This window comes from Pseudomonas sp. 06C 126 (assembly GCF_001855215.1).
Lineage (GTDB): Bacteria > Pseudomonadota > Gammaproteobacteria > Pseudomonadales > Pseudomonadaceae > Aquipseudomonas > Aquipseudomonas proteolytica.
In genome coordinates this window covers 133,735-156,560 of record NZ_MIFU01000119.1, presented here as the reverse complement: position 1 = coordinate 156,560, position 22,826 = coordinate 133,735, and the positions used below count along the sequence as shown (strand labels likewise).

Below are 22,826 nucleotides of genomic sequence, written 5' to 3'. Positions count from 1 at the left end.
GCCTGGCAGGCGAGCGCAAGTATGCCGATTCGCAATGTTTGCGATCAGTTCCAATAACTTTAAAGAGGCGAGTTAATTAACGGGCGCGCAGAAAACTACGGCTGGCTTAGTTCGCAAGGAACGCCAGTTAATTAATTGACCAATAATCAGGAAGTTGCTGTTTCCAGCTGGCTTATGCCACGCGAGCGCTGAGCATCAGGCGCGCTTGGGCAAGCAGGCTGGAAACGCTCCGTCTCTGCGGATCTTGAGGGTCGGCGTGGTCCCATTGCTGAACCAGGTGGCCGGTGGTGGGGCACAGGCGCCAGTGCGCCTGCAGGTGTGCCTGGCTGATACGCGGGGAAGGGCAGGCAAAGGCCGTGCGCACTGGGGCAACGCCCACGAAAGTACGGCACAGCTTGGCACGCAGGGCTGAGGCCAGCGTGCGTACATCAGGTAGAACAAGGGTTTGGAAATTCATAACACACCTCGGGACCGGACTGGCGCCGGCGCAAGGCAGTTACGTTGGAGCATCAAGCTCTAGCGCAGCTTACCCGGCCTTGAAGGCGAGTCCCGTCATTACACTGGGTTTGGCGCCCGACCCCCGCATTCGCAGGTGAAGGACAGCAACTAGATACTGTGTCCATTGGCTTCTTTTGTGAGGTTGAAAAAAGGCCCGAGTTGCAGGCACGGGCAATCTACTCAGGCAGGCAGTGGATGTCAATCAATAATCAACCTGTTTGTGGGTCGTTCAGACTTCATTCAGATTGGTGTTATTCAATATATAAGTTCAAAGGCTGTAGGCGGCCAATAACGCCAGATAGATCAATACCAACCCACAGGCGCCATGACTGATTCGTTGCCAAGTTGGCGAGGCGTTCTTTCGCAAGACATTCACCAACCCTGCGATCAAAAAGCACGACAGGATCGAGGCCAGCATAAAACCTGCGAAGAACATCAAGGTCTGGCCGTGGCTCGGGGTGGCGCCAACGATGCCTGACAGGGCACTGCCCAAGGCACCCCAGTACACGATGTTCTTCGGGTTGGCCAAAGAGATGGCGGCCCCGGCCATCAGCGCATTGCGCCCGCTGCTGGCTGGGGCGCTGTCGGGTTGCGGCAGGCGCCAGGCATCCAGCAGGCTGCGCAGGCCGAGCCAGGCCAGGTATAAGGCGCAAACAGCCGTCAACGGTACGCGCACCGCCTCGTGCTGGATCAACAGGGCCATGCCGGTGAGGCCGATCACCGCCCACGTGGCATCGCCCACCAGCGAGCCTATCTGCACCAGCAGCGCTGGCGTGAACCCATGCAACAGGCCCCGGCGTAGCGTCTCTGCGAGCACGGCGCCGGGGGACAGGCAAAACACAAAGCCAAATACCAGCGCAGAAAAAAAGATCGTCAACATCACCCCCCCCATGATTAACCGGTAACTCTTGTAGGAGCCGGCTTGCCGGCTCCTACAGGTCAGTTTGAGGGCGGGGCAGGTGTGCTGTCTTGGACCGGATTGCGCTTTGATAGCGGCCAGGGGTAATGCCATAGGCCGCACGGAAGTGCCGATTGAGATGGCTCTGGTCGGCAAAACCCAGGTCATGGGCAACCTCGGCGGCGCCCAGGCCACTGCGCAACAAGCCTTGTGCGCGGCGGGTGCGCAGTTGCATGGCCCATTGGCGCGGGCTCAGGCCGGTTTCTTTCTGGAAGGTGCGCAAGACGTGGAATTTGGACAGGCCCAACTCGTCGCCCAAGGCCTCCAGGGCCACACCCTGATGCAACTGCGCGGCGAGCAGTTCCTGGGCCTGGGCGACTAGCTTTGACCCCGCACTGGCACCTGCCGGCAGGCGCACACCACTGAGCCTGACCACCTCGGCCAGCAGCAACACCAGCGCCTCTTCGTTGAGCCCGCGTACCAGCGGGTCGACGCTTAATGCCCCCTTGGCGGCCTGCGCCAGTTGCGCCGCCAACGCGGGGGCAAAACATAGCGCGCGGTCGAACTCCAGGTGCGCCAGCCCGAGGTCGCTGGCCAGGCGGTCGGCACCGGCGTACAGGCTGACAAAGTGCCAGGGCGCGCCCTGGGCCGCGCCGCCACCCTGGATCTGGCCGGGGTTGTACAGGGTGATACTGCCGGGCCCGGCCTCAAAGGTGCGGCGGTCCAGCCAGACCTGTTCCTCACCGATCAGGTTGACGCCAATCACGCACTCGTCGTGGCTATGGCGGGCAAACGTCAGGCCGCTACAGGTGGTGCTGCTGATTTCGTAGTGGCCCAGCCAGGCGTGGTGCGAGGAACTCATCGGGTGGGCTCGGTGGCGGCAAGTGGCCAAAGCATACCTTTTTAGACACTCAGTCGCAGGGCCAGCGCGGCCAGGGTGATCAGCAGCACCGGCAGGGTCAGCACGATACCCACCTTGAAGTAATAGCCCCAGGTGATGCGGATGCCCTTGCGCGCCAGAATATGCAGCCAGAGCAGGGTCGCCAGGCTGCCGATAGGCGTGATTTTCGGGCCCAGGTCGCTGCCGATCACATTGGCGTAGATCATCGCTTCCTTGACCACGCCCACGGCATGGCTGGCTTCGATGGACAGCGCACCGATCAGCACGGTCGGCAGGTTGTTCATCACCGAAGACAGCAGCGCCGTCAGCAACCCGGTGCCCAGCGCCGCGCCCCACACGCCGTAGTCGGCGAAGGTGTTGAGCCAGGTGGCCAGGTAAGTGGTCAGGCCGGCGTTGCGCAGGCCATACACCACCAGGTACATCCCGAGGGAGAAAATCACGATCTGCCAGGGGGCTTCCTTGAGCACCTTGCGCGTGGATATCTTGTGGCCTTTGGCGGCGATCACCAGCAGCAACAAAGCGCAGGCGGCCGAGATGGCACTGATGGGAATGCCCAGCGGTTCCAGGGCAAAACAGCCGACGAGTAGAATGCCCAGCACCCACCAGGCGGCGTGGAAAGTCGCCGGGTCGTGAATGGCGCTGGCCGGTTCGGGCAGGTCGGCGGGGTCATAACTTTGCGGGATATCACGGCGGAAGAACCACAGCAGTACCGCCAGGGTCGCGGCGACACTGACCAGGTTGACCGGCACCATGATCGCCGCGTACTCGTTGAAGCCGATCTTGAAGTAGTCCGCCGAGACGATGTTCACCAGGTTGGATACCACCAGCGGCAGGCTGGCGGTGTCGGCGATAAACCCTGCGCCCATCACGAACGCCAGGGTCGCCGCGGGTGAGAAGCGCAGCGCCAGGAGCATTGACATGACAATCGGCGTGAGGATCAGGGCGGCGCCGTCATTGGCGAACAACGCCGAGACCAGCGCGCCCAGCAGCACCATGTAAGCAAACAGCCGCCGGCCTCGGCCACGGCCCCAGCGTGCGACGTGCAACGCGGCCCAGGCGAAAAAACCGGCCTCGTCGAGGATCAGGCTGATGATAATCAGGGCGACGAAGGTACCGGTGGCATTCCAGATGATCTGCCACACCACCGGGATGTCTGCCAGGCTGATCACGCCACAGGCCAGGGCGAGGATCGCCCCCATTGACGCACTCCAGCCTACCCCAAGGCCTTTGGGTTGCCAGATGACCAGCACAATGGTGAACAGGAAGATGGCGACGGCAGCAAGCATCAAGGACATTCTCCGCGGGGTGGCGATTCGACATTTGATTGACCTGTGACAAGGTACTGGGATTCCGTGGCAAGTGCTTGAAATTAAAATGAAACACAACTGTCCTAAAGTGCCCGCCATTGGTGATAAAGGAAGTAACTGTGTGACCCGTGCCACTCGTAACCTGCGCAAGACCCTCGATTCTGTCGCGGACAACAACGAAACCGCGGCTTTCGACTTGATGCGCGCGGTCGAAAAACTCAGCGATGAAGTGCTGCGTCAGCGCCTGCTCAACACCATCCACCGCCTTAACCAGGATGCCCACGAACTGCGGGAGGCCAGGGATGCGGTGGAGCGGGTGTCGGTCAAGCTGGCGTGATAATGGCACGTGCCTCTAGGGCCGGTGAAGTGGCGGCATTTATTGATGAGGCTGCCACGGCCCTGCAGCAATAGTTCCGCTGGGCAACCCTCTGTCCCTGCGCCGGGGCGTTGCCTGCTGCAAGATCGTTCAAGACAATCCTGATTAGCGCTGCCATGCTTATCGACTGTCTGTCGATGAGCCTGTTGTCCATGCCTACTGCCTTGCCGCATTACGCTTTCGCCCGCGGCGCGATTGCGATCATTCCTCTTTCATTGGCCTGCGCCCCATGGGGCCTGTTGGCCGGCTCCCTGGCGATTGACGCCCAGTTCACCCCGCTGGAAAGCCAGGGCCTGTCGGCCATTGTGTTCGCCGGTGCCGCGCAGTTGGTGGCGATTGGCATGGTCAAGAGCGGCGCCAGTCTGATTGCCATTTTGCTCACGACCTTGCTGCTGACCTCCCAGCACTTGCTGTATGGCATGCATATGCGCGCCACCCTGTCGCCTTTGCCGGCGCGGTGGCGCATGAGCCTGGGCTTTTTGCTCACGGATGAGTTCTTCGCGTTGGTCAGCCAATATGACCGCCAGACCTTCAACCGCTGGTATGCCCTGGGTGTGGGCCTGACGTTCTATGTGGCCTGGAACCTGTTTACCCTGGCCGGCATCGTGCTCGGCAAGAGCATCCCCAACCTCGATCAACTGGGCCTGGAGTTCTCCATCGCCGCAACCTTTATCGCCTTGATCACCCCGGTGGTGCGTGATGTGCCGACGGTGGTGTGCGTGGCGGTGGCCTTGCTGTTTTCGGTGCTGCTCAGCTACTGGCACTGGGAGTCGGCGGTGGTGGTGTCGGGGTTGCTGGGGATGTGTGCAGGGTATGCCTGCAAACGCTTGGGAGTGGGGCAGCAATGATTTTTGTGATGATTATCGGCATGGGCCTGGCGGTGTTTTTCAACCGTTACCTGTTTCTTGAGCCGCGCTTGCCGGTGCGCCTGAATCGCGGCGCGCGGGAGTTTCTCGGGTTCGCGGTGCCCGGCATGTTGACGGCCATTTGCGGGCCGATCATTTTCCTCGCCGAGCACAAGCTCAACCTGAGCCCCACCAACCCTTACTTGTTGGCCGGGGTCTGCGCGGTGGCCTTGATGTTCTGGACCCGCAGCGTGTTGACCACGGTGCTGCTGAGCATGGCGCTGTTCTATCTGTTCCGCTGGTTGCTTTAAGTGTTCTTGTGACGGCTATCGCCACGAGGTTTCAATGGTAAAGTCGCGTTTTTTCCAAGGAAGCGATGGCATGCGGAAGGTAGTAATAGGTGCGTTGGTCCTGGCGGCGCTGGCCGGTTGCGCAGGTTCGAAGATGAAAGACGCACGCTCTGGCGCGCCCTATAAAACCCTGGCCTCAGACAAGGCCGCATTGGTCGTCGCCCAGTGCATCCAGTTCGGCTGGCAGGACGAGGCGGTGTTCGGTGTGGACGCCGGCGGTTTTATGGAGCCGGCGCAAGGCGGGGGCCATACGGTCTACACCACGGGCGGTGACTACTTTGTCGACGTGCGCAGTGTCGGCAGCAGCACTACCGTCAGTTACTACGCAGCCGAAGATAATTTCGCGGCCAAGCGCCGCCTGGCCGCTGCTGCGACCTGTCTGTAAGTTGCTTCCTTAGAATTCTTCAGAAATGCCCGGCGGACACCCCGCCGGCTTTGCCTTAAAATGCCCGCGCTTGCCCGACATGATGGCTCTTTACCAGTACATGGATGTCGAGGCCTAAATGTCGGGCAAGCACCTTTTCAGCGTGGCATATAGCCCAGGTGCCAGCGCCGCGGAATCTTCAGCGACACCAGCCCCAGCAGCGCCGACAACAGGCCGCTGACCAGCAGGGCCTTGATCCCCAACTGATGTTCGAGCAAGGCGCCAATCACCGCGCCGACAAACATCCCAGCCCACGGGATCAGCTGCACGCGCCAGCCATTACGGCGCTCCCCCAGCATCCAGCGCCCCAGCCCGCGACCGAAACGCGACAACGCGCCGGTCACGTAAGTCAGCCCCACGGGCAGGCCATTGACCTGTTCCACCGCCGCATTAAGCATGCCCATGGCGATGATCGCGGCCAGCACCGCGGGTAATTGCTCGGCCATCGGCCACGCCGCCGCGCCGCACAGTAGCGTGGCGATACACAGCAACAGCGGCAACGCGTGGCGCTTGCTGATGCGGCTGATGATCACCCCCAGCGCATTGCCCAGGATAAACGTCGCCACCAGCAGGGTGAGGCGCCCGGTCAGCCCCAGGTCGCCTTCACTGATCGCCACCGCCAGCCGCGTGGTGTTGCCACTCATGAACGAGACAAAATCCCCACTGGCCATAAAGCCGATGGCGTCGGTCATGCCGGCCAGCACCGAGAGGCTGGCCACCAGTGTCAGGCCGATGCGCCCCCGCCATTTGTGCTGGTGCTGCAGGGCGGTATTGATCAGGGGTTTAGGGGAGGAGGGCAGCACGGCGAGAGGTTCCTCAATGAGATTATCCGGCCACTAACGTAGGACGCTTTCGGGTTGACTGCAATGACTTGGCACATCCTTCAGTGCACCTCCAGGCGCCAGCCCATGGCGTCCCAGGTCAGGACATGGGTCGGTTTGAGCGCGTTGAGAAACACCGCGTCATGGGAGACCGCAATCAGAGCGCCGGCAAACCCCTGTAAAGCCTGCTCGAAGGCCATTACCGACTCCAGGTCCAGGTGGTTGGTGGGCTCGTCCAGGAGCAGCAGTTGCGCGGGGATCTTGCGCCATAAAGCAATCGCCATCGCCGCCTTCAAGCGCTCACCCCCGCTGAGTTGGCCGATGGGTTGGGTGACGCGCAACGCGTCCAGTTGCAACAGCGCCAGGCGGGTGCGCAGTTGGGCTTCGGCCAGGGGCGTGTCCATCAATTTGAGTTGTTCGACGATCGATTGCCCATCGTCGAGCAGGGTCAACTGCTGGTCGAGATAGGCACAGGGCACATGAACCGTGCATTGGCCGCGGATGGGTTGCCATTGACCCGCCAGCAGTTTGAGCAGGGTGGACTTGCCGCAGCCATTGGGCCCATGGACCGCGACCCGCACCGGCCCGCTCAGGCTCGCGTTGATAAAGGTGCTTGGCGCGCGCTGATTGAGCCAGGGCAACTGGCAGTCGGCCAGGGTCAGCACTTGGCGACCTGCGGGCAGGGGCGTGCCGGGCAAGGCGAGGAAGGTCGGCGTTTCGTCCACCACCCGTTCGTGGGCGGTGCGTACGCGTTCATTCAACGCCTGCTTTTGCTGCACATGGGCGCTGCGCACGTTACTGACGATTTCGTTGGCGGCGCCTTTCCACCTGGATTTGGTGAAGGCGTCGACATTGGCGGTCTGCGCATATTTACGGGCGCTGGCGGCGTGGCGCTGGAAGCTGTCGATATCCTTTTTCAAGCGTTGATGCTCACGCCGCCGATCCAGCCGGGCGTGTTCCAGGGCCGCCTGGGCGGCGTGTTGTTCGGCATGGCGCTGCGCACGATAGTCGTCGTAATTGCCGCCATAGAGCCGGGCCCCGAGGGGTGACAGCTCGATGATCCGCCCCAGGCTATTGAGCAGACGCCGGTCATGGCTGACCACCACCAGGCCACCGCGCCAGGCGCTGAGGGTCGCCAACAGCCAGTCGCGGCCGGCGCTGTCGAGATGGTTGGTGGGTTCGTCGAGAATCAGCAACTGCGGCGCACGCAACAGGGCGCCAATCAGGGCGATCCTGGCCAATTGGCCGCCGCTCAGTTGTGCGGCGGGCTGATCGGGACTGATCTGCGCCAGGCCGGCACCGTCGAGCGCCTGGCGCAGGCGCTCGGCCAGGTCCCAGCGATCGTCGATCAGTTCCAGGTCGTCAGCTTGCGCTTGACCCTTTGCCAGGCGGTCAAGAGCGGCCAGGATCTGCGCACAACCGCTGACCTGGGCCACGGTCTGCCCTGGCAGCAGCTCAATGCTTTGTGGGACATAGGCGATACGGGCCGAGGACTTGATAACGCCATGCGATGGCTCAAGCACGCCGGCCAACAGACGGGCCAACACACTCTTGCCCATGCCATTACGGCCGACAATCCCGGTGGGGGTGTGATCGATAGAGAAGTTGAGGTCTTCCAACAGCGTCTCGCCATTGGCGAATTGGAAACCCACGTGATGCAAGGAAACAAGTACAGGCAGCCGGTTGACGTCAGTCATCAGCACCTCCAGAACAATGTGGCACAAGCCAACAAGCGCGCCAGGCGGCTCGTTGCGTTTACATGTTGGAAGGCTTAGTTGTTCACGTCGGCGGTCGTCCTGCGGTAGGAAAGGTCCGATAGCCTAGCGCAGTTGCGGCATATTTCCTACGCCTTTGGCAAGGTCAATGCCGCCTGTACGAGCGAGCTTGCTCGCCAAGCGCGTGTATGCAGGATAAACGCGGTGTTCTCGAGTTTTTCGCGAGCAAGCTCGCTCCTACAGTTGTTCGAGAAACATCGCAAGGCCCACTTCTTCGGCCTTCAGGCCCTTGCGTACCCTGGGCCTGGGCAGCTTCGCCAGCGCGCCCAGGCTGAAGTGCTCGAGCACGGCCGGGTGGATGTAGCACTTGCGGCACACCGCCGGGGTGTTGCCCAGCTGCCGGGCGACATTCTTGACCATCTGCACCACATGCCTTTTGGCATCCGATTCCGGTTGCCATGCCAGTTCGCGCAAGACTGCCAGGGCCTGGGCGCTGCCGGCCCAGGTGCGATAGTCCTTGGCGGTAAAGTCGGCCCCAGTGAGGCTGTGCAGGTACGCGTTGACGTCAGTGGAGCTGACGGTATGCCGCTCGCCGTCTGCGTCCAGGTACTGGAACAGGTTCTGCCCCGGCAACTCCAGGCAGCGTTTGAGCACGCTCGCCAGGCGCCGATCCTTGATGCTGACCTGGTGCTCGACACCGCTCTTGCCACGGAACTGGAACTGGATTTCGCTGCCCTTGATATCCACGTGACGGGTGCGCAACGTGGTCAGGCCATAGGAGCGGTTATCGCGGGCGTATTGGCTGTTGCCGACGCGGATCAACGTGGCATCGAGCAATAGCACCACGGTAGCCAGGACCTTCTCCCGATTGAACCCCGGCGCCTCGACCTGTGCTTGCAGCTGCTTGCGCAGTTTGGGCAGTGCATTGCCGAACGCTTGCAGCCGTGAGTACTTGTCGCTGTCGCGCACTTCGCGCCAGCGTGGGTGATAGCGGTATTGCTTGCGGCCCCGGGCGTCACGCCCAGTGGCCTGCAGGTGCCCCTTGGGATCGGCGCAGATCCATACGTCGGTATAGGCCGGCGGGATAGCGAGGGCGTTGATCCGCTGGATTTCGGCGGCGTCGGTCAGGCGTTGGCCGTGACTATCGAAATACTGGAACTTGCCCCGCAGTTTGCGGCGGCTCAAGCCTGGTTGAGTGTCGTCAACGTAGTGCAGGTCACGGGGCAGGTCCACGGGCAGGCTGGAGTCGGGCATGGGGCAGAGTCCTTGGCAACAAATCAGGCCGGTATGGCTGATTGACCGCAGCCCTGTGCCGTCCGTTCAAGCCAGTACCGCGACCGCCTTGATCTGTGCCCACAGCGCCTGGCCGGGATGCACCTGCAGTTGGTCCCGCGAGTAACGGGTGATCCGCGCCAGCAGCGGTGTGCCCGCCGCGTCGAGCCGCACCAGCACATGGGCGCTGTTGTCGGCGGGGATCTCCTGGGTCACGGTCACGGGCAAGCAGTTGAGGATGCTGCTGTGCTCCCCGGGTTGCAGGCTGAGGCTGACATCCCGGGCCTGGACCTTGAACCGCAGGTGCTTGCCCAGGTCGAGCGGGGCATGGGCCACGCGCATTTGCAGCGGGCTGTCGGGCAGTTGCAGGGTCAGCAGTTGGTAGTGGGCGTCATGGCTGCTGACGGTTCCATTGATAACCACGCCGGCATCGTCGCCACGGGCCAGTGGCAGGTCGAGCCGCGCCAGGGTTTCGCCGATCGGGCCGCTGGCCAGGGCCTTGCCCTCACTGAGCAGGACAATGTGATCGGCCAGGCGCGCCACTTCATCCTGGGCATGGCTGACGTACAACACCGGGATTTCCAGTTGGTCGTGCAGGCGCTCCAGGTACGGCAGGATTTCGCCTTTGCGCTGGCTGTCGAGGGCGGCCAGGGGTTCGTCCATCAGCAATAGCTGCGGGCTGGTGAGCAGGGCGCGGGCGATGCCGACGCGTTGACGCTCGCCGCCAGACAAATGCTGCGGATGGCGATCGAGCAGGTGGCCGATGCCTAGCAATTGCGTGGCCTGGGCCAGGTCTACGCGGCGCTGGCCCTTGGGGATGCGCTTGAGGCCGAACTCCAGGTTGGCCAGCACCGACAGGTGGGGAAACAGGCTCGCCTCTTGAAACACATAGCCGAGGGCACGCTTGTGCGGTGGCACAAATACACCGTTGCGGCTGTCTTGCCAGACCTGATCGTTGATCTGCACAAAACCATCGCCGGCCCGCTCCAGCCCGGCAATGCAGCGCAGGCACGTGGTTTTGCCCGAGCCCGAATGCCCGTAGAGCGCGGTGACGCCGCGCCCCGGCAGCTTCAGGTCAACATCCAGGGCAAACCCGGAATAGTTCAGTTGCAGGCGCACTTCAATCATCGACATCAGCTCCAGCCTGCCTTGGTTTTACGGCTGGAGTAGAGCGCCAGCAACACCAGGAAAGAAAACACCACCATGGCCCCGGCCAACCAGTGGGCCTGGGCGTACTCCATGGCTTCGACATGGTCGTAGATCTGCACCGAGACCACGCGGGTCTTGTCGGGGATATTGCCACCGATCATCAGCACCACGCCGAACTCGCCCACGGTGTGGGCAAAGCCAAGGATCGACGCGGTGATAAATCCGGGGCGGGCCAGCGGCAGGATCACGCTGAAAAACGTATCCCAGGGATTGGCTCGCAGGGTGGCAGCGACTTCCAGGGGCCGGCTGCCAATGGCCGAGAACGCGTTTTGCAACGGTTGCACCACAAACGGCATGGAGTAGATCACCGAGCCAATCACCAGGCCGGCAAAGCTGAAGGTCAAGGTGCCCAGCCCCAGCCATTGGGTGAACTGCCCGAGGTAACCGTGGGGCCCCATGGTCAGTAGCAGGTAGAAGCCAATCACCGTCGGCGGCAGCACCAGCGGCAGGGCGACCACCGCGCCTATCGGCCCGCGCCACCAGGAGCGCGTGTGCGACAGCCATAGGGCGATGGGAGTGCCGATGATCAGCAGAATCACGGTGGTCAGCGACGCGAGTTTCAGGGTCAGCCAGATCGCGGAAAAATCGGCACTCGATAGCGGCATTTACAGTTGATAACCGTAGGATTTGATAACGGCAGCGGCTTTAGGCCCCTTGAGGTAGTCAACCAATGCCTTGGCGGCCGGGTTGTCCTTGCCTTTGTTGAGGATCACCGCGTCCTGTTTGATCGGGTCATGCATCTCGCCAGGGACGATCCACGCCGAGCCGCTGCTGACTTTGCCGTCTTTGTAGATCTGCGACAAGGCCACAAAACCCAATTCGGCATTGCCGGTGGACACGAACTGATAGGCCTGGGTGATGTTCTGCCCTTCGACGAGCTTGCTCTTGACCTGTTCGGTCAGGCCCAGTTTGGCCAGCACCTGGGTGGCAGCGAGGCCGTAGGGTGCAGCTTTCGGGTTGGCAATGGACAGGTGCTGGTATTCATTTTTCTTCAGCACTGCGCCCTTGGCATCCACATAACCTTCCTTGGCCGACCACAGCGCCAGGGTGCCCACCGCGTAGGTGAAGCGCGAACCCTTGACGGTGTCGCCTTCGCTTTCGAGTTTTTGCGGGGTGGTGTCGTCAGCGCTGAGGAACACTTCAAACGGCGCGCCGTTCTTGATCTGGGTATAGAACTGCCCGGTCGCCCCGTAGGCGGCGACCAACGTGTGGCCAGTGTCCTTTTCGAAATCAGCGGCGATGGCCTGGATCGGTGCGGTGAAGTTGGAGGCGACCGCCACCTGGACTTCGTCGGCCTGGGCCGAGCCCAAGGTAAAGAGCGCGATCAGGGCGGTAGGGGCCAGGCGTGAGGCGCGGATCATCATGAAGCAGCTCCTTGGAGTGCCGACGTGGCGGCTTGTTAGAGTTAGTCGCTATGTACGTGAATATATAGCGGTTCGCCATCGTCGGTACAGTGCAAAGTTGCCTCAGGGGTCTAGCCCTTGTTGAGTTGTGCCAGCGCCTGGCGGGCCAGCCTCAGGGTCAGCTCGCGTGTTGGCAGATCCTGGCCCAGGCGCAACGCCTGGCCGGCCCACAGGCTGCTGAAGTCGGCTTCATCCAGGGCGCGCAACGGCATCAACGCACCACCGGCCAAGGGAAACGCCGGGGCTGTGGGGTTAATTGGCCCCAGTTCGCGCATCACCCGATTGACGATCCCTCGCGCCGGGCGGCCGGTGAACAGGTTGGTCAGTGCCGTTTCGCTGGCCGGGGCACTATGCAGCGCCTGATGGTGGGAGGGCGTGATAGTGGCCTCGGGCGTGAACAGGTAGGCCGTACCGATCTGCACGGCCGAGGCGCCAAGGGCGAACGCGGCGACGATCCCCCGCGCATCACCGATCCCGCCGGCGGCGATCACCGGCACGTTGACCGCATCCACCACCTGGGGCACCAGGGCCATGGTGCCGATCTGGCTGGTCAGGCGGTCGTTGAGGAACATCCCGCGATGCCCGCCCGCTTCATAGCCCATGGCGATGATTGCATCGCAGCCATGCTGTTCCAGCCAGATCGCTTCTTCAACCGTGGTCGCGGACGACAGCACTTTTGCACCGGTGGCCTTGACCCGATCGAGCAGAGACTTTTCCGGCAGGCCGAAGTGGAAACTGACGACCTGCGGGCGAAACTCTTCCACCACTTCACAGGCGGCATTATCGAACGGTGCGCGATTGGAGACCGGGGTGGGCGCGTCAAAATCGGCGCCCAATTCCCGGTAATACGGCTCCAGGATCTGCTTCCACTGGTGATCGCGCTCGGAGTCGGGTGCCGGCGGCTGATGGCAGAAGAAATTGACGTTCAGCGGGCGCTCGCTGGCCTGGCGAATGGTGGTCAGGGCCTGGCGCAGTTGATCGATGCTCAAGGTGGCGGCAGGCATGGAGCCGAGGGCGCCGGCCTGGCTTGCGGCGATCACCATCTGCGGGCTGGTGCTGCCGGCCATGGGCGCCTGGATGATCGGCAGTTCAATGCCCAGCAGGTCAAGAATCCGCGTGTCTGGCCAGGTGCTCATGGGGTGCTTCTCCATTGGATTAACGGTCTGGCCCTTTTAACAGGGGCGGCCCAGGCAAGGCCAGTCTGTATTATTCACTGGACGTCGCCGATTGTTCATGCGGGGTGTTGTGTTCGCGCTGGAGCAACTGCTGCTTGCGCTCCACGCCCCACCGGTAACCTGAAAGATGGCCATCGCTGCGGACCACGCGGTGACAGGGAATCGCCACGGCCAGGCAATTGGCGCCGCAGGCCTGGGCCACGGCGCGAAATGCGGTGGGCGCGCCGATGCGCTGGGCGATCTCGGCATAGCTGGCCGTGCTGCCTACCGGAATTTCCCGCAAGGCCTGCCAGACCCGCTCCTGGAAGGCGGTGCCGCGCAGGTCCAGGGGCAGGTTCAGGCCCAGGGCCGGAGCTTCGATAAACCCCACCACCTGGGCAATCAACTGTTCAAAGTCGGGGTCGGCGCCGATCACATTGGCCTGGGGGAACTGGTCTTGCAGGTCGCGAGCCAGCTGATCCGGATCATCGCCCAGCAAGATGGCACACACGCCACGATTGCTCTGGGCCACCAGAATTGCGCCCAGCGAACACTCGCCGACAGCGAAGTGAATGTCGTTATGGCTGCCACCGGCCTTGTAGTCGCTGGGCTTCATGCCAAGCAACTGGTTGGCTGACGCGTAGAAGCGGCTGTTGGAGTTGAAGCCTGCATCGTACAGCGCGTCGGTCACCGACTGATTGTCCTGCAGGTGCGCCCTGAGCTTGCGTGAGCGATGGGCGCGGGCGTAGCCCCTCGGCGTCAACCCAGTCAGGGTCTTGAACACCCGATGGAAATGGAACGGGCTCAGGCCGGCGCCTTGGGCCAGGTCCTCCAGGGAGGGCAGCGCCTCGGCCTGCTCGATCTGCCGGCAGGCCGCAGCGACCAGGTGCGCATGGCGCTGCGCGACCTGGGTTTGATCGGCCGAGGTACGTTTATTGGGGCGGTAGCCGGCTGCTTCGGCCTGCTGCGGGGTGTCGAAAAACTCGACGTTCTTGCGCAGTGGCTGACGTGCGCTGCTGCTGGGGCGGCAATACACGCCGGTGGTCTTGACCCCGTAGACGAACGTCAGGTCCGCTGTGGCATCGCGGGCGACAATCGCGGCCCAACGCAGGTCATCTTCAGTGGTCATGGCAATGGCTCGACAGCGCAACAGTGTCACCCAGAATAACCGCTGAGGTGGAGTTGGACACTCCGTTACTTGCGGTCGAATTCACCCTGGCAATGACGCTTGCCGTAGCGCGCTCAATGTGGCGAGCGGGCTTGCCCCGCGCCGGGCTGCGCAGCAGCCCCAATAGCCTCACTAAGTTGTGCCAGGTACACCGAGGTGGTCGGTTTTGGGGCTGCTCCCGCAGCCCAACGGGGGCGATACGGCGTTCCGGCAAGCCCCCTCGCCACAGGGTTGCAACTTACTGTGGATCGCAGGTTTCCTGTGGCGAGCGGGCTTGCCCCGCGCTGGGTGGCGAAGCCGCCCCAAGAGCCCCGCCAAGTTCTACCAGACACACCGAAGTGCCAGTTTTCAAGGGTCAGCCTGCCTTGCGAAACGTCAGGTTGATCCGTTGTGGGCCCATGCGCGGGTGTACGCCGTGTTTGATCGGCAGCACGCCATGAAAGCGCAGGCGGTCGACACCGCCCCAGACCACCACATCGCCATGGAACAGGGAAGTTTTCTGGGGCTTGTCACTGCGCTGATGGCCACCGAACAGAAACACCGCCGGCAGCCCCAGGGAGAGCGAGACCACAGGTGCACTGAAGTCGCGCTCGTTTTTGTCTTGGTGCAGCGACATCCTTGCGCCTGGAACGTAGCGGTTGATCAGGCAGGCGTCCGGGGCAAAGCCCTCGAACCCCGCAGCGGCGGCTGCCGTTGTCGCCAACTCGCGCAGGACGTTCGGCAATGCCGGCCAGGGCTGTTGGCGCTCGGGGTCGATGGGGCTGTAGCGATAGCCTTGGCGGTCAGTGGTCCAGCCCAGGTCACCGCAACTGCTCAACGCGGCCGACATGGTAAAGCCACCGGGGGTGACCATTTGCCGGAACGGTGACTGGGCCAGTACCGCACGCAACTCCGGTAACAAGCGCTCAAGCCAAGGCAGGGCATAGCCCCTGAGGACGTAAGACTGTTCGCCAATCTGCTCGCGACGGGCCGGCTGCTGCAAGGCCTCGTCGCTGAACAGATCGCCGGTGGAATGAGGGTCCATGTTGCACAATCACTCCGTTGCGGGTGAGGATTTTACAGGGCCTTGCTCACAGTGATTTCAGTTATCTGGTCACTGGCATCATGAATCTTGGCCAAGGCCTGTTGGGCTTCTTCGATGCTCGCCGCGTGTAACTGGGCAAATTCGAAGCGGCGCTCGCCGTTGAGTTTGTACTTGATGACGTATTTGGTGGTTTGAGTCACGGTCGTTCCTGTGGCGTGGGGCGCAATCAGCTGAGTTTGGTGCTGGTGCGGCGAACAATGCGGATTTTATGGGACAACGCCGGCTTGCGCGTAACGCTGATGGCACGGCGCGTTACCACGTCCAGGGTAATGTTCCAGAACCCGGTGCTCGGCGCGGTGATCTTGGCCGGGAACTTATCGAATGCACCGCCGTGATAAGTGTGGCGACCGCCGTTTTTGAAGCTGCGAAAATTCGCATCGCTCATCAGACGAATATTGCAGGTCTGCGAGCATTCAATGACGACAATATCCCCTTCGTTCAAGTGTTCGCGCTGGTGGATGAATTTCATGGGGGGTGTCTCCAGAAGGGCTTTTTCTGAAAAATCAGAACGATACGTAGGTTAAGATGGAGTTTATCAGCCCCAGCACGTTTATTATCGGGTCGTCGTCGACGTCTTCGACAATTTAAAACAGTTATTTACCGATATATCAGGGATAAATCCTACGTGGGCGGGAGAAAAATACCATCCCCGCTGTCGTAGGGTCTTTATCGGAGGTTTTGTATGAAGTGGAGTGTATTGGTTCTGGCCCTGGCAATAGGTGGATGTGCTTCGGTTTCAGACATCAAGCAGACACCGCCGACACTGGCGGTTATCTCCGGGAAAAAACCGCAGGAATACGCGGCGTGTGTGGTGCAAAAACTGTCGTCGACCCGTCGTCCGTCGCAGATCGAACCTCACAAGGAAGGTGTGCGGGTGATTGTGCCGCAGAAGTTTTCGGCTGACCCTTCGGCCATTTTTGAAATCGAAGACCGCTCCAGCGGTAGCAGCATCAAGCTCTACGAGAGCATGTCCAATGTGCCGATTCGTCCGGGTGACGTGAAAAAAGCTGCGGAAGACTGCATTTCCGGCTGAGTTCACGGCGCCGCTCATACGCGATCAACTCCGATCAAGAAGCCCGGCCTGCGGTTGCAGTGCCGGGCTTTTTATTGTCCGCAATTTCTTACGCTGCGGTTGTGACTGTCAGCTCATTACCCTACCATTTGTAGGCTTATGCATTGTAGGTCTAAGCATATAACTATAAAAATGGAGTCGTGATGATGTCTGTGGAGAGAGTGTTGATGGGTGGCGCCTTGCTACTCATGCTCGGCAGCGCGCAAGCGCTGGAGGGCAAAAAGGTATTCAGTGAAGGTGGCGCGCAGCCTGGCGCTGCCGCGTGCATGGCGTGCCACGGGGCGGATGGCCTGGGGTTGGCTGCTGCGGGGTTTCCCAGGCTGGCGGGGTTGCCAGCGGGTTATTTGAGCAAACAACTGCATGATTTCAGAAGTGGCGCGCGTAGCAACCCGGTGATGACGTCGCTGGCCAAGGCGCTGACCGAGGAAGAAATCGCTGCGGTGAGCCAGACACTGGCGGCGATGCCGGCGCCGGTTGTGCCCGCCGGCCATCGCAGCGCTACCCCCACTAATCCTGCCGAAAAACTGGCGTTGCAAGGCGCCTGGGAGCGGCAGATCCCGGCGTGTGTCAGTTGCCATGGCCCGTCGGGTGTGGGGGTGGGCGAGGCGTTCCCGCCGTTGTCAGGGCAGTCTGCGGCTTATCTGGCTGCTCAGCTCAATGCCTGGCGCAGTGGCACCCGGCACAATGATCCCAATGACTTGATGGGGCATGTGGCCAAATCCCTGACCGATGACGAAGTGCAGGGGATCGCAAACTATTTCGCCTCCTTGCCTGGCCAGGAGGTCAAACCATGAAGAAGCTGTCATTTGCACCCGTGTTTGTCACGTTGATCAGTGCGCCTGCCTGGGCGGCACCGATTGCCATGGAAGATCAGTCGCAACTGAAGGTGCCCGCTGCGGTGCCTGCCGCTACGGCGTTCCAGCCGCCTCAGGAAAGCGAATTGCCCGACAACGCCTACGGCAAGCTGGTGATGCAGGGCTATGCGTTGTTCGTCGATACCAAGCGCCTGGCGCCACAGTTTGTCGGCAACGGCCTTAACTGCAGCAACTGCCACCTGGATCAGGGACGGTTGGCCAATTCGGCGCCGCTGTGGGGCGCCTACCCGATGTACCCCGCGTACCGAAAAAAGAACGACAAGGTCAACACGTTCGCCGAACGTCTGCAGGGCTGTTTCCAGTTCAGCATGAACGGCGGCAAGCCTCCGGCAGCCGACAGTCACGAGATTACCGCGCTGTCGACCTATGCCTACTGGCTGGCGAGCAAGGCACCTTTGGGCGTGGAGCTGCCGGGGCGCGGCTATCCCGAGGTGCCACCGCCGGCCAAAGGCTACAACCTGGCGCAAGGTGCCGAGGTGTACAAGGCGCAGTGTGCGGTGTGCCATGGCGCCGAGGGGCAGGGGCAGAAGGTGGGCGACAACTACGTGATGCCACCGTTGTGGGGTAAGGATTCCTACAACTGGGGCGCCGGTATGCATCGGATCAACACGGCGGCTTCTTTTATCAAGCACAACATGCCGCTGGGCAAGGGCGGGAGCTTGACCGACCAGCAGGCCTGGGACGTGGCAGCCTACGTCAATCGCCATGAGCGCCCGCAGGACCCGCGACTGGTGGACGGCTCCGTGGAGAAAACCCGCGTCAAGTTTCACGCCAATGATGGTGTGAATCTGTACGGGCAAACGGTCGATGGCGTGCTGATTGGCCAAGGCATCCGTTAAACTACTGCCTGAACACAAAAAATGCCGCTCAAACCCCGGGGTTTGAGCGGCATTGTCATTCTGGAAAACCAATTATGAAGCGTGAACGTGTCAAAGAGCGGCATGCAGAGGGTCACATCTCTGCGACCCATGTGATTCAAAATCCGGCCAATTCAGGGGAGTGGATCGTGTTTTTCAAGAAAAGCGGCGGGCGCAGCTTTTTCCTGGTGGATGATCATGATGAGGTCGAATCCTTTGAGAAGCTGGATGACCTGATCGACACCATCCGCGGCCTTGGCATCAAGTTCGCCGAGATTCACATGTAAGCGCCCGGTTTACTTGCAGACCACTACCACGCTGCGGCCCTTGAAGTTGCCCACATCGGCGCCCAGGGTCTTGTCGCTGTCCTTCAAGGCTGGCGTGCCTTCGGTGCCGACGATACGGTATCCGGTACCCGCGCAAGAGGCGTCGGCCTTCTCGTAGCAGCTGGCCCAGGAGTTGGCCTCGCCTGAACAATCAATGGTCAGGCCTTGTTCGCCGTTTTTCAGGTAAATGTCGGAAGTGGTGGTGCAGCCGGCGAGCGCCAGTACCGAGATCAGTGCCAGAATCTTGTTCATGTAAGGTTCGTCGTTGAGAAATGTTAAGGGGCGCGCAGACACTGTCGTGGGGCGTTTTCAGCGAGATTATAGCCAACGGCCATCAAGGTACAGACAATCACAAAAAAGCCCCGTTCACCGGGGCTTTTTGCGCAATCGCAAGGGCTTATTTGCCCTTTGGTCGTTTGCTCGACGCGTGGCCGGCCTCATCCACAAACACTTCGGCTACTGCAATCGCCTGGCTTTCGGTAGCGAATGCCCCGGCAACGCTGTCGCCATGAAAATTGATCAGGTGCCAGCCGTCTGCTCGCTTGGTGATCAGGTAGCCGTTTACGCCTTTTGGTTCTGACATCTATTAACAATCTCGTGGTCTGGTTCAAGCGAGCAATGATAGCGCCAAATGCCATGGGGGCGCGCAAGTTGTTGCAGGTCAGTGCCGAACCCCCTAAAGCGTGCTAAAAAGAATACGGCCCTTTGAAATCGGGGGGCGGGATGTTTTTCCGCCGTCATTGGGTTCGCTTGTTTGCACACGGGCGGAACTAACGCCGACATTTTTTCTCTATGTTGACATCGCAACGCCAGCAGCGCCCATTGTAAGGTCGCTGCGGCCTGATTAGACTGCGCCGAATTTCGTACGCACAGCCCTTATTAAGGACTTATATGATCAAGAAATGCTTGTTCCCAGCAGCCGGTTACGGCACTCGCTTCCTGCCAGCGACCAAGGCCATGCCTAAAGAAATGCTGCCGGTGGTAAACAAGCCACTGATCCAGTACGGCGTCGAAGAGGCACTGGATGCCGGCCTGAACGAAATCTCCATCGTTACCGGTCGTGGCAAGCGCGCCCTGGAAGACCACTTCGACATCAGCTATGAGCTGGAAAACCAGATCAAGGGCACCGACAAGGAAAAATACCTGGTTGGTATCCGCAAGCTGCTCGACGAGTGTTCGTTCTCCTACACTCGCCAAACTCAGATGAAAGGCCTGGGCCATGCAATCCTTACTGGTCGCCCACTGATCGGTGACGAGCCGTTCGCCGTTGTCCTGGCGGACGACCTGTGCGTCAACCTGGAAGGCGACGGCGTCTTGACCCAGATGGTCAAGCTGTACCAGAAGTACCGCTGCACCATCGTTGCGGTGCAGGAAGTCGATCCTTCGGAAACCAACAAGTACGGCGTGATCGCTGGCGACGACATTGGCGATGGCCTGATCCGTGTACGCGACATGGTCGAGAAGCCGGCGCCGGAAGATGCCCCGTCGAACCTGGCGATCATCGGTCGCTACATCCTGACCCCGGATATCTTCAAGCTGATCGAAGAAACCGAGCCAGGCAAGGGCGGCGAAATCCAGATCACCGACGCCTTGTTGAAGCAGGCCAAGGACGGTTGCGTGATTGCCTACAAGTTCAAGGGCCGTCGTTTTGACTGCGGTGGCGCTGAAGGCTACATCGAGGCGACCAACTTCTGCTACGAGCACTTCTACAAGACTGGCAAGGCTTACTGATTTAAGCATTGCCTGTTGAACCTCAAGAAAGCCACCTTCGGGTGGCTTTCTGGTTTTTTGGGCGCAAGCGGGTATCCTGATGCCCTGCCGAGGAGAGTGAAATGGCCTACGATTTTGATCTGTATGTAATTGGCGCCGGTTCCGGCGGTGTGCGAGCGGCGCGGTTTGCCGCCGGGTTTGGCGCAAAGGTGGCCGTGGCGGAAAGCCGCTACCTGGGCGGGACTTGCGTCAACGTTGGCTGCGTGCCGAAAAAGCTGCTGGTCTACGGTGCGCACTATGCCGAAGACTTCGAGCAGGCCAGCGGCTTTGGCTGGTCCCTGGGCGAGGCGAGCTTTGATTGGGCGACACTGATCGCCAACAAGGATCGCGAAATCAATCGCCTCAACGGCATCTACCGTAACCTGCTGGTCAACAGTGGAGTGACCCTGCACGAAGGCCATGCGCGCCTGACCGGGCCCAACGAGGTCGAGATCAACGGCCAGCGTTTCACTGCCAAAAACATCCTGATCGCCACCGGCGGCTGGCCGCAGATTCCCGAAATTCCAGGGCATGAGCACGCCATTGGCTCCAACGAGGCGTTCTTCCTTAAAGAGCTGCCCAAGCGAGTGCTGGTGGTTGGCGGTGGTTACATCGCGGTGGAGTTCGCCGGGATTTTCCATGGTTTGGGCGCACAGACGTCGCTGCTGTATCGCGGTGATCTGTTCCTGCGAGGGTTTGATGGTGCGGTGCGCAAGCACTTGCAGGAAGAGCTGACCAAACGCGGCCTGGACCTGCAATTCAACGCCGATATCGCGCGTATCGACAAGCAGGCCGATGGCAGCCTCAAGGCCTCCTTGAAAGACGGTCGTGTGCTGGAGGCAGATTGTGTGTTCTACGCCACCGGTCGGCGCCCGATGCTGGATAACCTGGGCCTGGAGCACACAGGGGTCAAACTGGACAAGCGTGGTTTTGTCGAGGTCGACGAGTTGTACCAGACTGCCGAGCCTTCGATCCTGGCCATTGGTGACGTGATTGGTCGCGTGCAATTGACCCCGGTGGCACTGGCCGAAGGCATGGCCGTGGCGCGTCGCCTGTTCAAGCCTGAGCAGTATCGCCCGGTGGACTACGCGATGATTCCTACGGCGGTGTTCAGCCTGCCGAATATCGGCACCGTGGGCCTGAGCGAAGAACAAGCCCGGGCCGATGGGCATAACGTGCAGATCTTCGAAAGCCGCTTCCGGCCAATGAAGTTGACACTGACCGAATGCCAGGAGCGCACGCTGATGAAGCTAGTGGTGGACGCCGACACCGACAAGGTGCTGGGTTGCCACATGGTCGGGCCGGATGCGGGCGAGATCGTCCAGGGCCTGGCGATCGCCCTCAAGGCGGGGGCGACCAAGCAGCATTTCGACGAGACCATCGGCGTGCATCCTACGGCGGCGGAAGAATTCGTCACCATGCGCACACCAGTGGCTGACTGATCAGCTTTCGGTTGCTGCCTCTGGCGCCGTTGCAACGACGGTGGCCAGGCGCAGCGCCTCGATGGTGGCCTGGGCCTTGATCAGGTCCAGTTCCAGGGTTTTGTGAGTCTGCTGTTGCTCGGCAAGTGCCTCCTGGCGTGACTGGCTGTCCAGCACGGCTACCCGCAGACGCTCCTGGAGCAGGGTGCGTTCGCTATCAATCAGGCTCACCTGTTCGTTCAACTTGAGCTGCTGGGCCTGATCTTTGCGGCTTTGTTCCTGCAAGGCGGTCAATTCCTTGGCCGTGACTCGGTGTTCGATCAATAGCCGCTCATTATCACGATGCAACTGGGTGATTTCATCCTGGCGCACCATGGCGCTCTGCTGTGCCTGGCGTAACTCGGCCTGGAGCTGCTGCAACTGGCCTTCATGGCGGCGTTGTTCCTGCTCGCGCTGGTCTTTGATCGCGTTGCGGTAGTGCTCAAGGGCATCGCGCGCGTGCAGGTGTTTTTCTTCCAGCGAACGAATCTGTTCGTCCTTATCCGAAATCCGCAGCTCGTAATCGCTGCACGCCTGGCTTAACCCGGCGTTACGGGTTTGCTCGGTCTGCAAACTGGTGCTGGCGGTTTGCAGGGCGGCGCTTTCTTCGGCGAGGGCGGCGGCCTGGATATCGAATTGCTGCTGGAGTTGGCTGCGCGCCGCTTCAAGCGCTTCTACCTGGGCGAGCAGGGCGCTTTTGTGCTGTTCGAACTGCGCCAGCGCCAGGTCGATAGGCTCCTGGGCTTTCTCTTTGAGGCGCTGGGCCAGGCGTGCGACCAGTTCGCCAAGCTCATCGTCGATGGGCGCTTCGGTGATGGAGAGGCGGGTTTCGCTCTCGTCCAGCTCCTTCAAATAGCGGTGGATGGTGGTTTTCGAGCCGGTATTGCCCATCTCGATGCGTACGGCGTCGATGCTGGGGTTTTCGCCACGGGCGAGGATTGCCAGGCGTGCCGTTTGAACTACTGCTTTATTGATGCCGCCGCGAGCCATGGGGTCTCCGTCGATTTGATACTGTGGTATGTATTATGTATATACGTACCATATCACAAATTAAAATACGTT

At 61.1% G+C, this 22,826-nt stretch carries 28 protein-coding genes; 10 read left to right on the top strand and 18 right to left on the bottom strand.

The window, feature by feature from the left end; translation table 11 throughout:
* Nucleotides 1–172: 172 nt before the first annotated feature.
* The 4 genes from BHC62_RS23375 to BHC62_RS23360 form a co-directional block, all read right to left on the bottom strand.
* Nucleotides 173–457, bottom strand: coding sequence for a hypothetical protein (locus BHC62_RS23375; RefSeq protein WP_070996305.1), 285 nt, complete (start codon nucleotides 455–457; stop codon nucleotides 173–175).
* A gap of 309 nt (nucleotides 458–766) precedes the next feature.
* A complete protein-coding gene (locus BHC62_RS23370) occupies nucleotides 767–1,378 on the bottom strand; it encodes a LysE family translocator (protein WP_070996304.1) in 612 nt (203 codons plus the stop codon).
* A gap of 52 nt (nucleotides 1,379–1,430) precedes the next feature.
* Nucleotides 1,431–2,258, bottom strand: coding sequence for an AraC family transcriptional regulator (locus BHC62_RS23365; protein ID WP_070996303.1), 828 nt, complete (start codon nucleotides 2,256–2,258; stop codon nucleotides 1,431–1,433).
* Nucleotides 2,259–2,299: 41 nt separating this feature from the next.
* Nucleotides 2,300–3,583 carry an arsenic transporter gene (locus BHC62_RS23360; protein ID WP_070996302.1) on the bottom strand — a complete coding sequence of 428 codons (1,284 nt, stop codon included), beginning with the start codon at nucleotides 3,581–3,583 and terminating at the stop codon, nucleotides 2,300–2,302.
* 142 nt (nucleotides 3,584–3,725) lie between these two features.
* Here BHC62_RS23360 and BHC62_RS23355 point away from each other — a divergent pair, with 142 nt between their 5' ends.
* The 4 genes from BHC62_RS23355 (at nucleotide 3,726) to BHC62_RS23340 (ending at nucleotide 5,560) form a co-directional block, all read left to right on the top strand.
* Nucleotides 3,726–3,941, top strand: a complete 216-nt coding sequence (locus BHC62_RS23355) for a hypothetical protein (RefSeq protein WP_003212603.1) — start codon at nucleotides 3,726–3,728, stop codon at nucleotides 3,939–3,941.
* A gap of 191 nt (nucleotides 3,942–4,132) precedes the next feature.
* Nucleotides 4,133–4,828 (top strand): AzlC family ABC transporter permease, encoded by a 696-nt coding sequence (locus BHC62_RS23350; protein WP_070996350.1) that lies wholly within the window; start codon nucleotides 4,133–4,135, stop codon nucleotides 4,826–4,828.
* Nucleotides 4,825–5,136 (top strand): AzlD domain-containing protein, encoded by a 312-nt coding sequence (locus BHC62_RS23345; RefSeq protein ID WP_029294610.1) that lies wholly within the window; start codon nucleotides 4,825–4,827, stop codon nucleotides 5,134–5,136. Before BHC62_RS23350 ends, BHC62_RS23345 begins: the two co-directional genes overlap by 4 nt.
* A gap of 70 nt (nucleotides 5,137–5,206) precedes the next feature.
* The gene (locus tag BHC62_RS23340; protein WP_029294612.1) at nucleotides 5,207–5,560 is read left to right on the top strand and encodes a hypothetical protein; all 354 of its coding nucleotides are present in this window, start codon (nucleotides 5,207–5,209) and stop codon (nucleotides 5,558–5,560) included.
* A gap of 137 nt (nucleotides 5,561–5,697) precedes the next feature.
* On the opposite strand, the gene BHC62_RS23335 is transcribed toward BHC62_RS23340, so the two are convergent.
* The 11 genes from BHC62_RS23335 to BHC62_RS23290 form a co-directional block, all read right to left on the bottom strand.
* Complete coding sequence (locus tag BHC62_RS23335) at nucleotides 5,698–6,402, bottom strand: YoaK family protein (protein ID WP_029294615.1); 705 nt, start codon at nucleotides 6,400–6,402, stop codon at nucleotides 5,698–5,700.
* A gap of 80 nt (nucleotides 6,403–6,482) precedes the next feature.
* The gene (locus tag BHC62_RS23330) at nucleotides 6,483–8,117 is read right to left on the bottom strand and encodes an ABC-F family ATP-binding cassette domain-containing protein (protein ID WP_070996301.1); all 1,635 of its coding nucleotides are present in this window, start codon (nucleotides 8,115–8,117) and stop codon (nucleotides 6,483–6,485) included.
* A gap of 255 nt (nucleotides 8,118–8,372) precedes the next feature.
* A complete protein-coding gene (locus BHC62_RS23325; RefSeq protein WP_070996300.1) occupies nucleotides 8,373–9,389 on the bottom strand; it encodes a DNA topoisomerase IB in 1,017 nt (338 codons plus the stop codon).
* 66 nt (nucleotides 9,390–9,455) lie between these two features.
* Nucleotides 9,456–10,541: a molybdenum ABC transporter ATP-binding protein gene (gene modC, locus BHC62_RS23320; protein ID WP_083335477.1), complete on the bottom strand. Its 1,086-nt coding sequence runs from the start codon at nucleotides 10,539–10,541 to the stop codon at nucleotides 9,456–9,458.
* Entirely contained in the window at nucleotides 10,541–11,221 is a 681-nt protein-coding gene (gene modB, locus BHC62_RS23315) for a molybdate ABC transporter permease subunit (protein ID WP_070996299.1), read from the bottom strand. Before modB ends, modC begins: the two co-directional genes overlap by 1 nt.
* A complete protein-coding gene (gene modA / locus BHC62_RS23310; protein WP_371128931.1) occupies nucleotides 11,222–11,977 on the bottom strand; it encodes a molybdate ABC transporter substrate-binding protein in 756 nt (251 codons plus the stop codon).
* Between the two features lie 113 nt (nucleotides 11,978–12,090).
* Nucleotides 12,091–13,155 (bottom strand): nitronate monooxygenase family protein, encoded by a 1,065-nt coding sequence (locus BHC62_RS23305; RefSeq protein WP_070996297.1) that lies wholly within the window; start codon nucleotides 13,153–13,155, stop codon nucleotides 12,091–12,093.
* 70 nt (nucleotides 13,156–13,225) lie between these two features.
* Nucleotides 13,226–14,302 (bottom strand): bifunctional DNA-binding transcriptional regulator/O6-methylguanine-DNA methyltransferase Ada, encoded by a 1,077-nt coding sequence (gene ada, locus BHC62_RS23300; RefSeq protein ID WP_070996296.1) that lies wholly within the window; start codon nucleotides 14,300–14,302, stop codon nucleotides 13,226–13,228.
* Between the two features lie 394 nt (nucleotides 14,303–14,696).
* On the bottom strand, nucleotides 14,697–15,365 hold the full coding sequence (gene alkB, locus BHC62_RS23295; protein ID WP_070996295.1) for a DNA oxidative demethylase AlkB: 669 nt from the start codon (nucleotides 15,363–15,365) through the stop codon (nucleotides 14,697–14,699).
* Between the two features lie 32 nt (nucleotides 15,366–15,397).
* A complete protein-coding gene (locus BHC62_RS28655) occupies nucleotides 15,398–15,565 on the bottom strand; it encodes a hypothetical protein (RefSeq protein ID WP_092236342.1) in 168 nt (55 codons plus the stop codon).
* Between the two features lie 26 nt (nucleotides 15,566–15,591).
* Entirely contained in the window at nucleotides 15,592–15,894 is a 303-nt protein-coding gene (locus tag BHC62_RS23290) for a DUF1883 domain-containing protein (RefSeq protein ID WP_003173824.1), read from the bottom strand.
* Between the two features lie 213 nt (nucleotides 15,895–16,107).
* Here BHC62_RS23290 and BHC62_RS23285 point away from each other — a divergent pair, with 213 nt between their 5' ends.
* The 4 genes from BHC62_RS23285 (at nucleotide 16,108) to BHC62_RS23270 (ending at nucleotide 18,516) form a co-directional block, all read left to right on the top strand.
* The gene (locus tag BHC62_RS23285; RefSeq protein ID WP_029294633.1) at nucleotides 16,108–16,458 is read left to right on the top strand and encodes a hypothetical protein; all 351 of its coding nucleotides are present in this window, start codon (nucleotides 16,108–16,110) and stop codon (nucleotides 16,456–16,458) included.
* A gap of 182 nt (nucleotides 16,459–16,640) precedes the next feature.
* On the top strand, nucleotides 16,641–17,291 hold the full coding sequence (locus tag BHC62_RS23280; protein WP_029294635.1) for a cytochrome c: 651 nt from the start codon (nucleotides 16,641–16,643) through the stop codon (nucleotides 17,289–17,291).
* Between the two features lie 68 nt (nucleotides 17,292–17,359).
* Nucleotides 17,360–18,211 (top strand): c-type cytochrome, encoded by an 852-nt coding sequence (locus tag BHC62_RS23275; RefSeq protein ID WP_371128930.1) that lies wholly within the window; start codon nucleotides 17,360–17,362, stop codon nucleotides 18,209–18,211.
* A 74-nt stretch (nucleotides 18,212–18,285) separates the two neighbouring features.
* Nucleotides 18,286–18,516 (top strand): hypothetical protein, encoded by a 231-nt coding sequence (locus BHC62_RS23270; protein ID WP_029294639.1) that lies wholly within the window; start codon nucleotides 18,286–18,288, stop codon nucleotides 18,514–18,516.
* Between the two features lie 9 nt (nucleotides 18,517–18,525).
* On the opposite strand, the gene BHC62_RS23265 is transcribed toward BHC62_RS23270, so the two are convergent.
* Entirely contained in the window at nucleotides 18,526–18,807 is a 282-nt protein-coding gene (locus BHC62_RS23265) for a hypothetical protein (RefSeq protein ID WP_029294641.1), read from the bottom strand.
* 145 nt (nucleotides 18,808–18,952) lie between these two features.
* Nucleotides 18,953–19,138 carry a hypothetical protein gene (locus tag BHC62_RS23260; protein WP_029294643.1) on the bottom strand — a complete coding sequence of 62 codons (186 nt, stop codon included), beginning with the start codon at nucleotides 19,136–19,138 and terminating at the stop codon, nucleotides 18,953–18,955.
* 308 nt (nucleotides 19,139–19,446) lie between these two features.
* Here BHC62_RS23260 and galU point away from each other — a divergent pair, with 308 nt between their 5' ends.
* Both galU and gorA read left to right on the top strand, forming a co-directional pair.
* Complete coding sequence (galU, locus tag BHC62_RS23255) at nucleotides 19,447–20,286, top strand: UTP--glucose-1-phosphate uridylyltransferase GalU (RefSeq protein ID WP_029294645.1); 840 nt, start codon at nucleotides 19,447–19,449, stop codon at nucleotides 20,284–20,286.
* 101 nt (nucleotides 20,287–20,387) lie between these two features.
* A complete protein-coding gene (gene gorA, locus BHC62_RS23250) occupies nucleotides 20,388–21,746 on the top strand; it encodes a glutathione-disulfide reductase (protein WP_070996293.1) in 1,359 nt (452 codons plus the stop codon).
* Here gorA and BHC62_RS23245 read toward each other — a convergent pair whose 3' ends face one another.
* Nucleotides 21,747–22,754 (bottom strand): DNA-binding protein, encoded by a 1,008-nt coding sequence (locus BHC62_RS23245; RefSeq protein WP_070996292.1) that lies wholly within the window; start codon nucleotides 22,752–22,754, stop codon nucleotides 21,747–21,749. It abuts the gene before it with no gap.
* Nucleotides 22,755–22,826 lie beyond the last annotated feature (72 nt).

Excerpts from the sequence above, each read along its gene's own strand:
- BHC62_RS23375 (WP_070996305.1), bottom strand. The coding sequence starts at position 457 with ATGAATTTCCAAACCCTTGTTCTACCTGATGTACGCACGCTGGCCTCA.
- BHC62_RS23370 (WP_070996304.1), bottom strand. The coding sequence starts at position 1,378 with ATGTTGACGATCTTTTTTTCTGCGCTGGTATTTGGCTTTGTGTTTTGC.
- BHC62_RS23365 (WP_070996303.1), bottom strand. The coding sequence starts at position 2,258 with ATGAGTTCCTCGCACCACGCCTGGCTGGGCCACTACGAAATCAGCAGC.
- BHC62_RS23360 (WP_070996302.1), bottom strand. The coding sequence starts at position 3,583 with ATGCTTGCTGCCGTCGCCATCTTCCTGTTCACCATTGTGCTGGTCATC.
- BHC62_RS23350 (WP_070996350.1), top strand. The coding sequence starts at position 4,133 with ATGCCTACTGCCTTGCCGCATTACGCTTTCGCCCGCGGCGCGATTGCG.
- BHC62_RS23345 (WP_029294610.1), top strand. The coding sequence starts at position 4,825 with ATGATTTTTGTGATGATTATCGGCATGGGCCTGGCGGTGTTTTTCAAC.
- BHC62_RS23340 (WP_029294612.1), top strand. The coding sequence starts at position 5,207 with ATGCGGAAGGTAGTAATAGGTGCGTTGGTCCTGGCGGCGCTGGCCGGT.
- BHC62_RS23330 (WP_070996301.1), bottom strand. The coding sequence starts at position 8,117 with ATGACTGACGTCAACCGGCTGCCTGTACTTGTTTCCTTGCATCACGTG.
- BHC62_RS23325 (WP_070996300.1), bottom strand. The coding sequence starts at position 9,389 with ATGCCCGACTCCAGCCTGCCCGTGGACCTGCCCCGTGACCTGCACTAC.
- modC (WP_083335477.1), bottom strand. The coding sequence starts at position 10,541 with ATGTCGATGATTGAAGTGCGCCTGCAACTGAACTATTCCGGGTTTGCC.
- modB (WP_070996299.1), bottom strand. The coding sequence starts at position 11,221 with ATGCCGCTATCGAGTGCCGATTTTTCCGCGATCTGGCTGACCCTGAAA.
- modA (WP_371128931.1), bottom strand. The coding sequence starts at position 11,977 with ATGATCCGCGCCTCACGCCTGGCCCCTACCGCCCTGATCGCGCTCTTT.
- BHC62_RS23305 (WP_070996297.1), bottom strand. The coding sequence starts at position 13,155 with ATGAGCACCTGGCCAGACACGCGGATTCTTGACCTGCTGGGCATTGAA.
- ada (WP_070996296.1), bottom strand. The coding sequence starts at position 14,302 with ATGACCACTGAAGATGACCTGCGTTGGGCCGCGATTGTCGCCCGCGAT.
- alkB (WP_070996295.1), bottom strand. The coding sequence starts at position 15,365 with ATGGACCCTCATTCCACCGGCGATCTGTTCAGCGACGAGGCCTTGCAG.
- BHC62_RS23290 (WP_003173824.1), bottom strand. The coding sequence starts at position 15,894 with ATGAAATTCATCCACCAGCGCGAACACTTGAACGAAGGGGATATTGTC.
- BHC62_RS23285 (WP_029294633.1), top strand. The coding sequence starts at position 16,108 with ATGAAGTGGAGTGTATTGGTTCTGGCCCTGGCAATAGGTGGATGTGCT.
- BHC62_RS23280 (WP_029294635.1), top strand. The coding sequence starts at position 16,641 with ATGATGTCTGTGGAGAGAGTGTTGATGGGTGGCGCCTTGCTACTCATG.
- BHC62_RS23275 (WP_371128930.1), top strand. The coding sequence starts at position 17,360 with ATGGAAGATCAGTCGCAACTGAAGGTGCCCGCTGCGGTGCCTGCCGCT.
- BHC62_RS23270 (WP_029294639.1), top strand. The coding sequence starts at position 18,286 with ATGAAGCGTGAACGTGTCAAAGAGCGGCATGCAGAGGGTCACATCTCT.
- BHC62_RS23265 (WP_029294641.1), bottom strand. The coding sequence starts at position 18,807 with ATGAACAAGATTCTGGCACTGATCTCGGTACTGGCGCTCGCCGGCTGC.
- BHC62_RS23260 (WP_029294643.1), bottom strand. The coding sequence starts at position 19,138 with ATGTCAGAACCAAAAGGCGTAAACGGCTACCTGATCACCAAGCGAGCA.
- galU (WP_029294645.1), top strand. The coding sequence starts at position 19,447 with ATGATCAAGAAATGCTTGTTCCCAGCAGCCGGTTACGGCACTCGCTTC.
- gorA (WP_070996293.1), top strand. The coding sequence starts at position 20,388 with ATGGCCTACGATTTTGATCTGTATGTAATTGGCGCCGGTTCCGGCGGT.
- BHC62_RS23245 (WP_070996292.1), bottom strand. The coding sequence starts at position 22,754 with ATGGCTCGCGGCGGCATCAATAAAGCAGTAGTTCAAACGGCACGCCTG.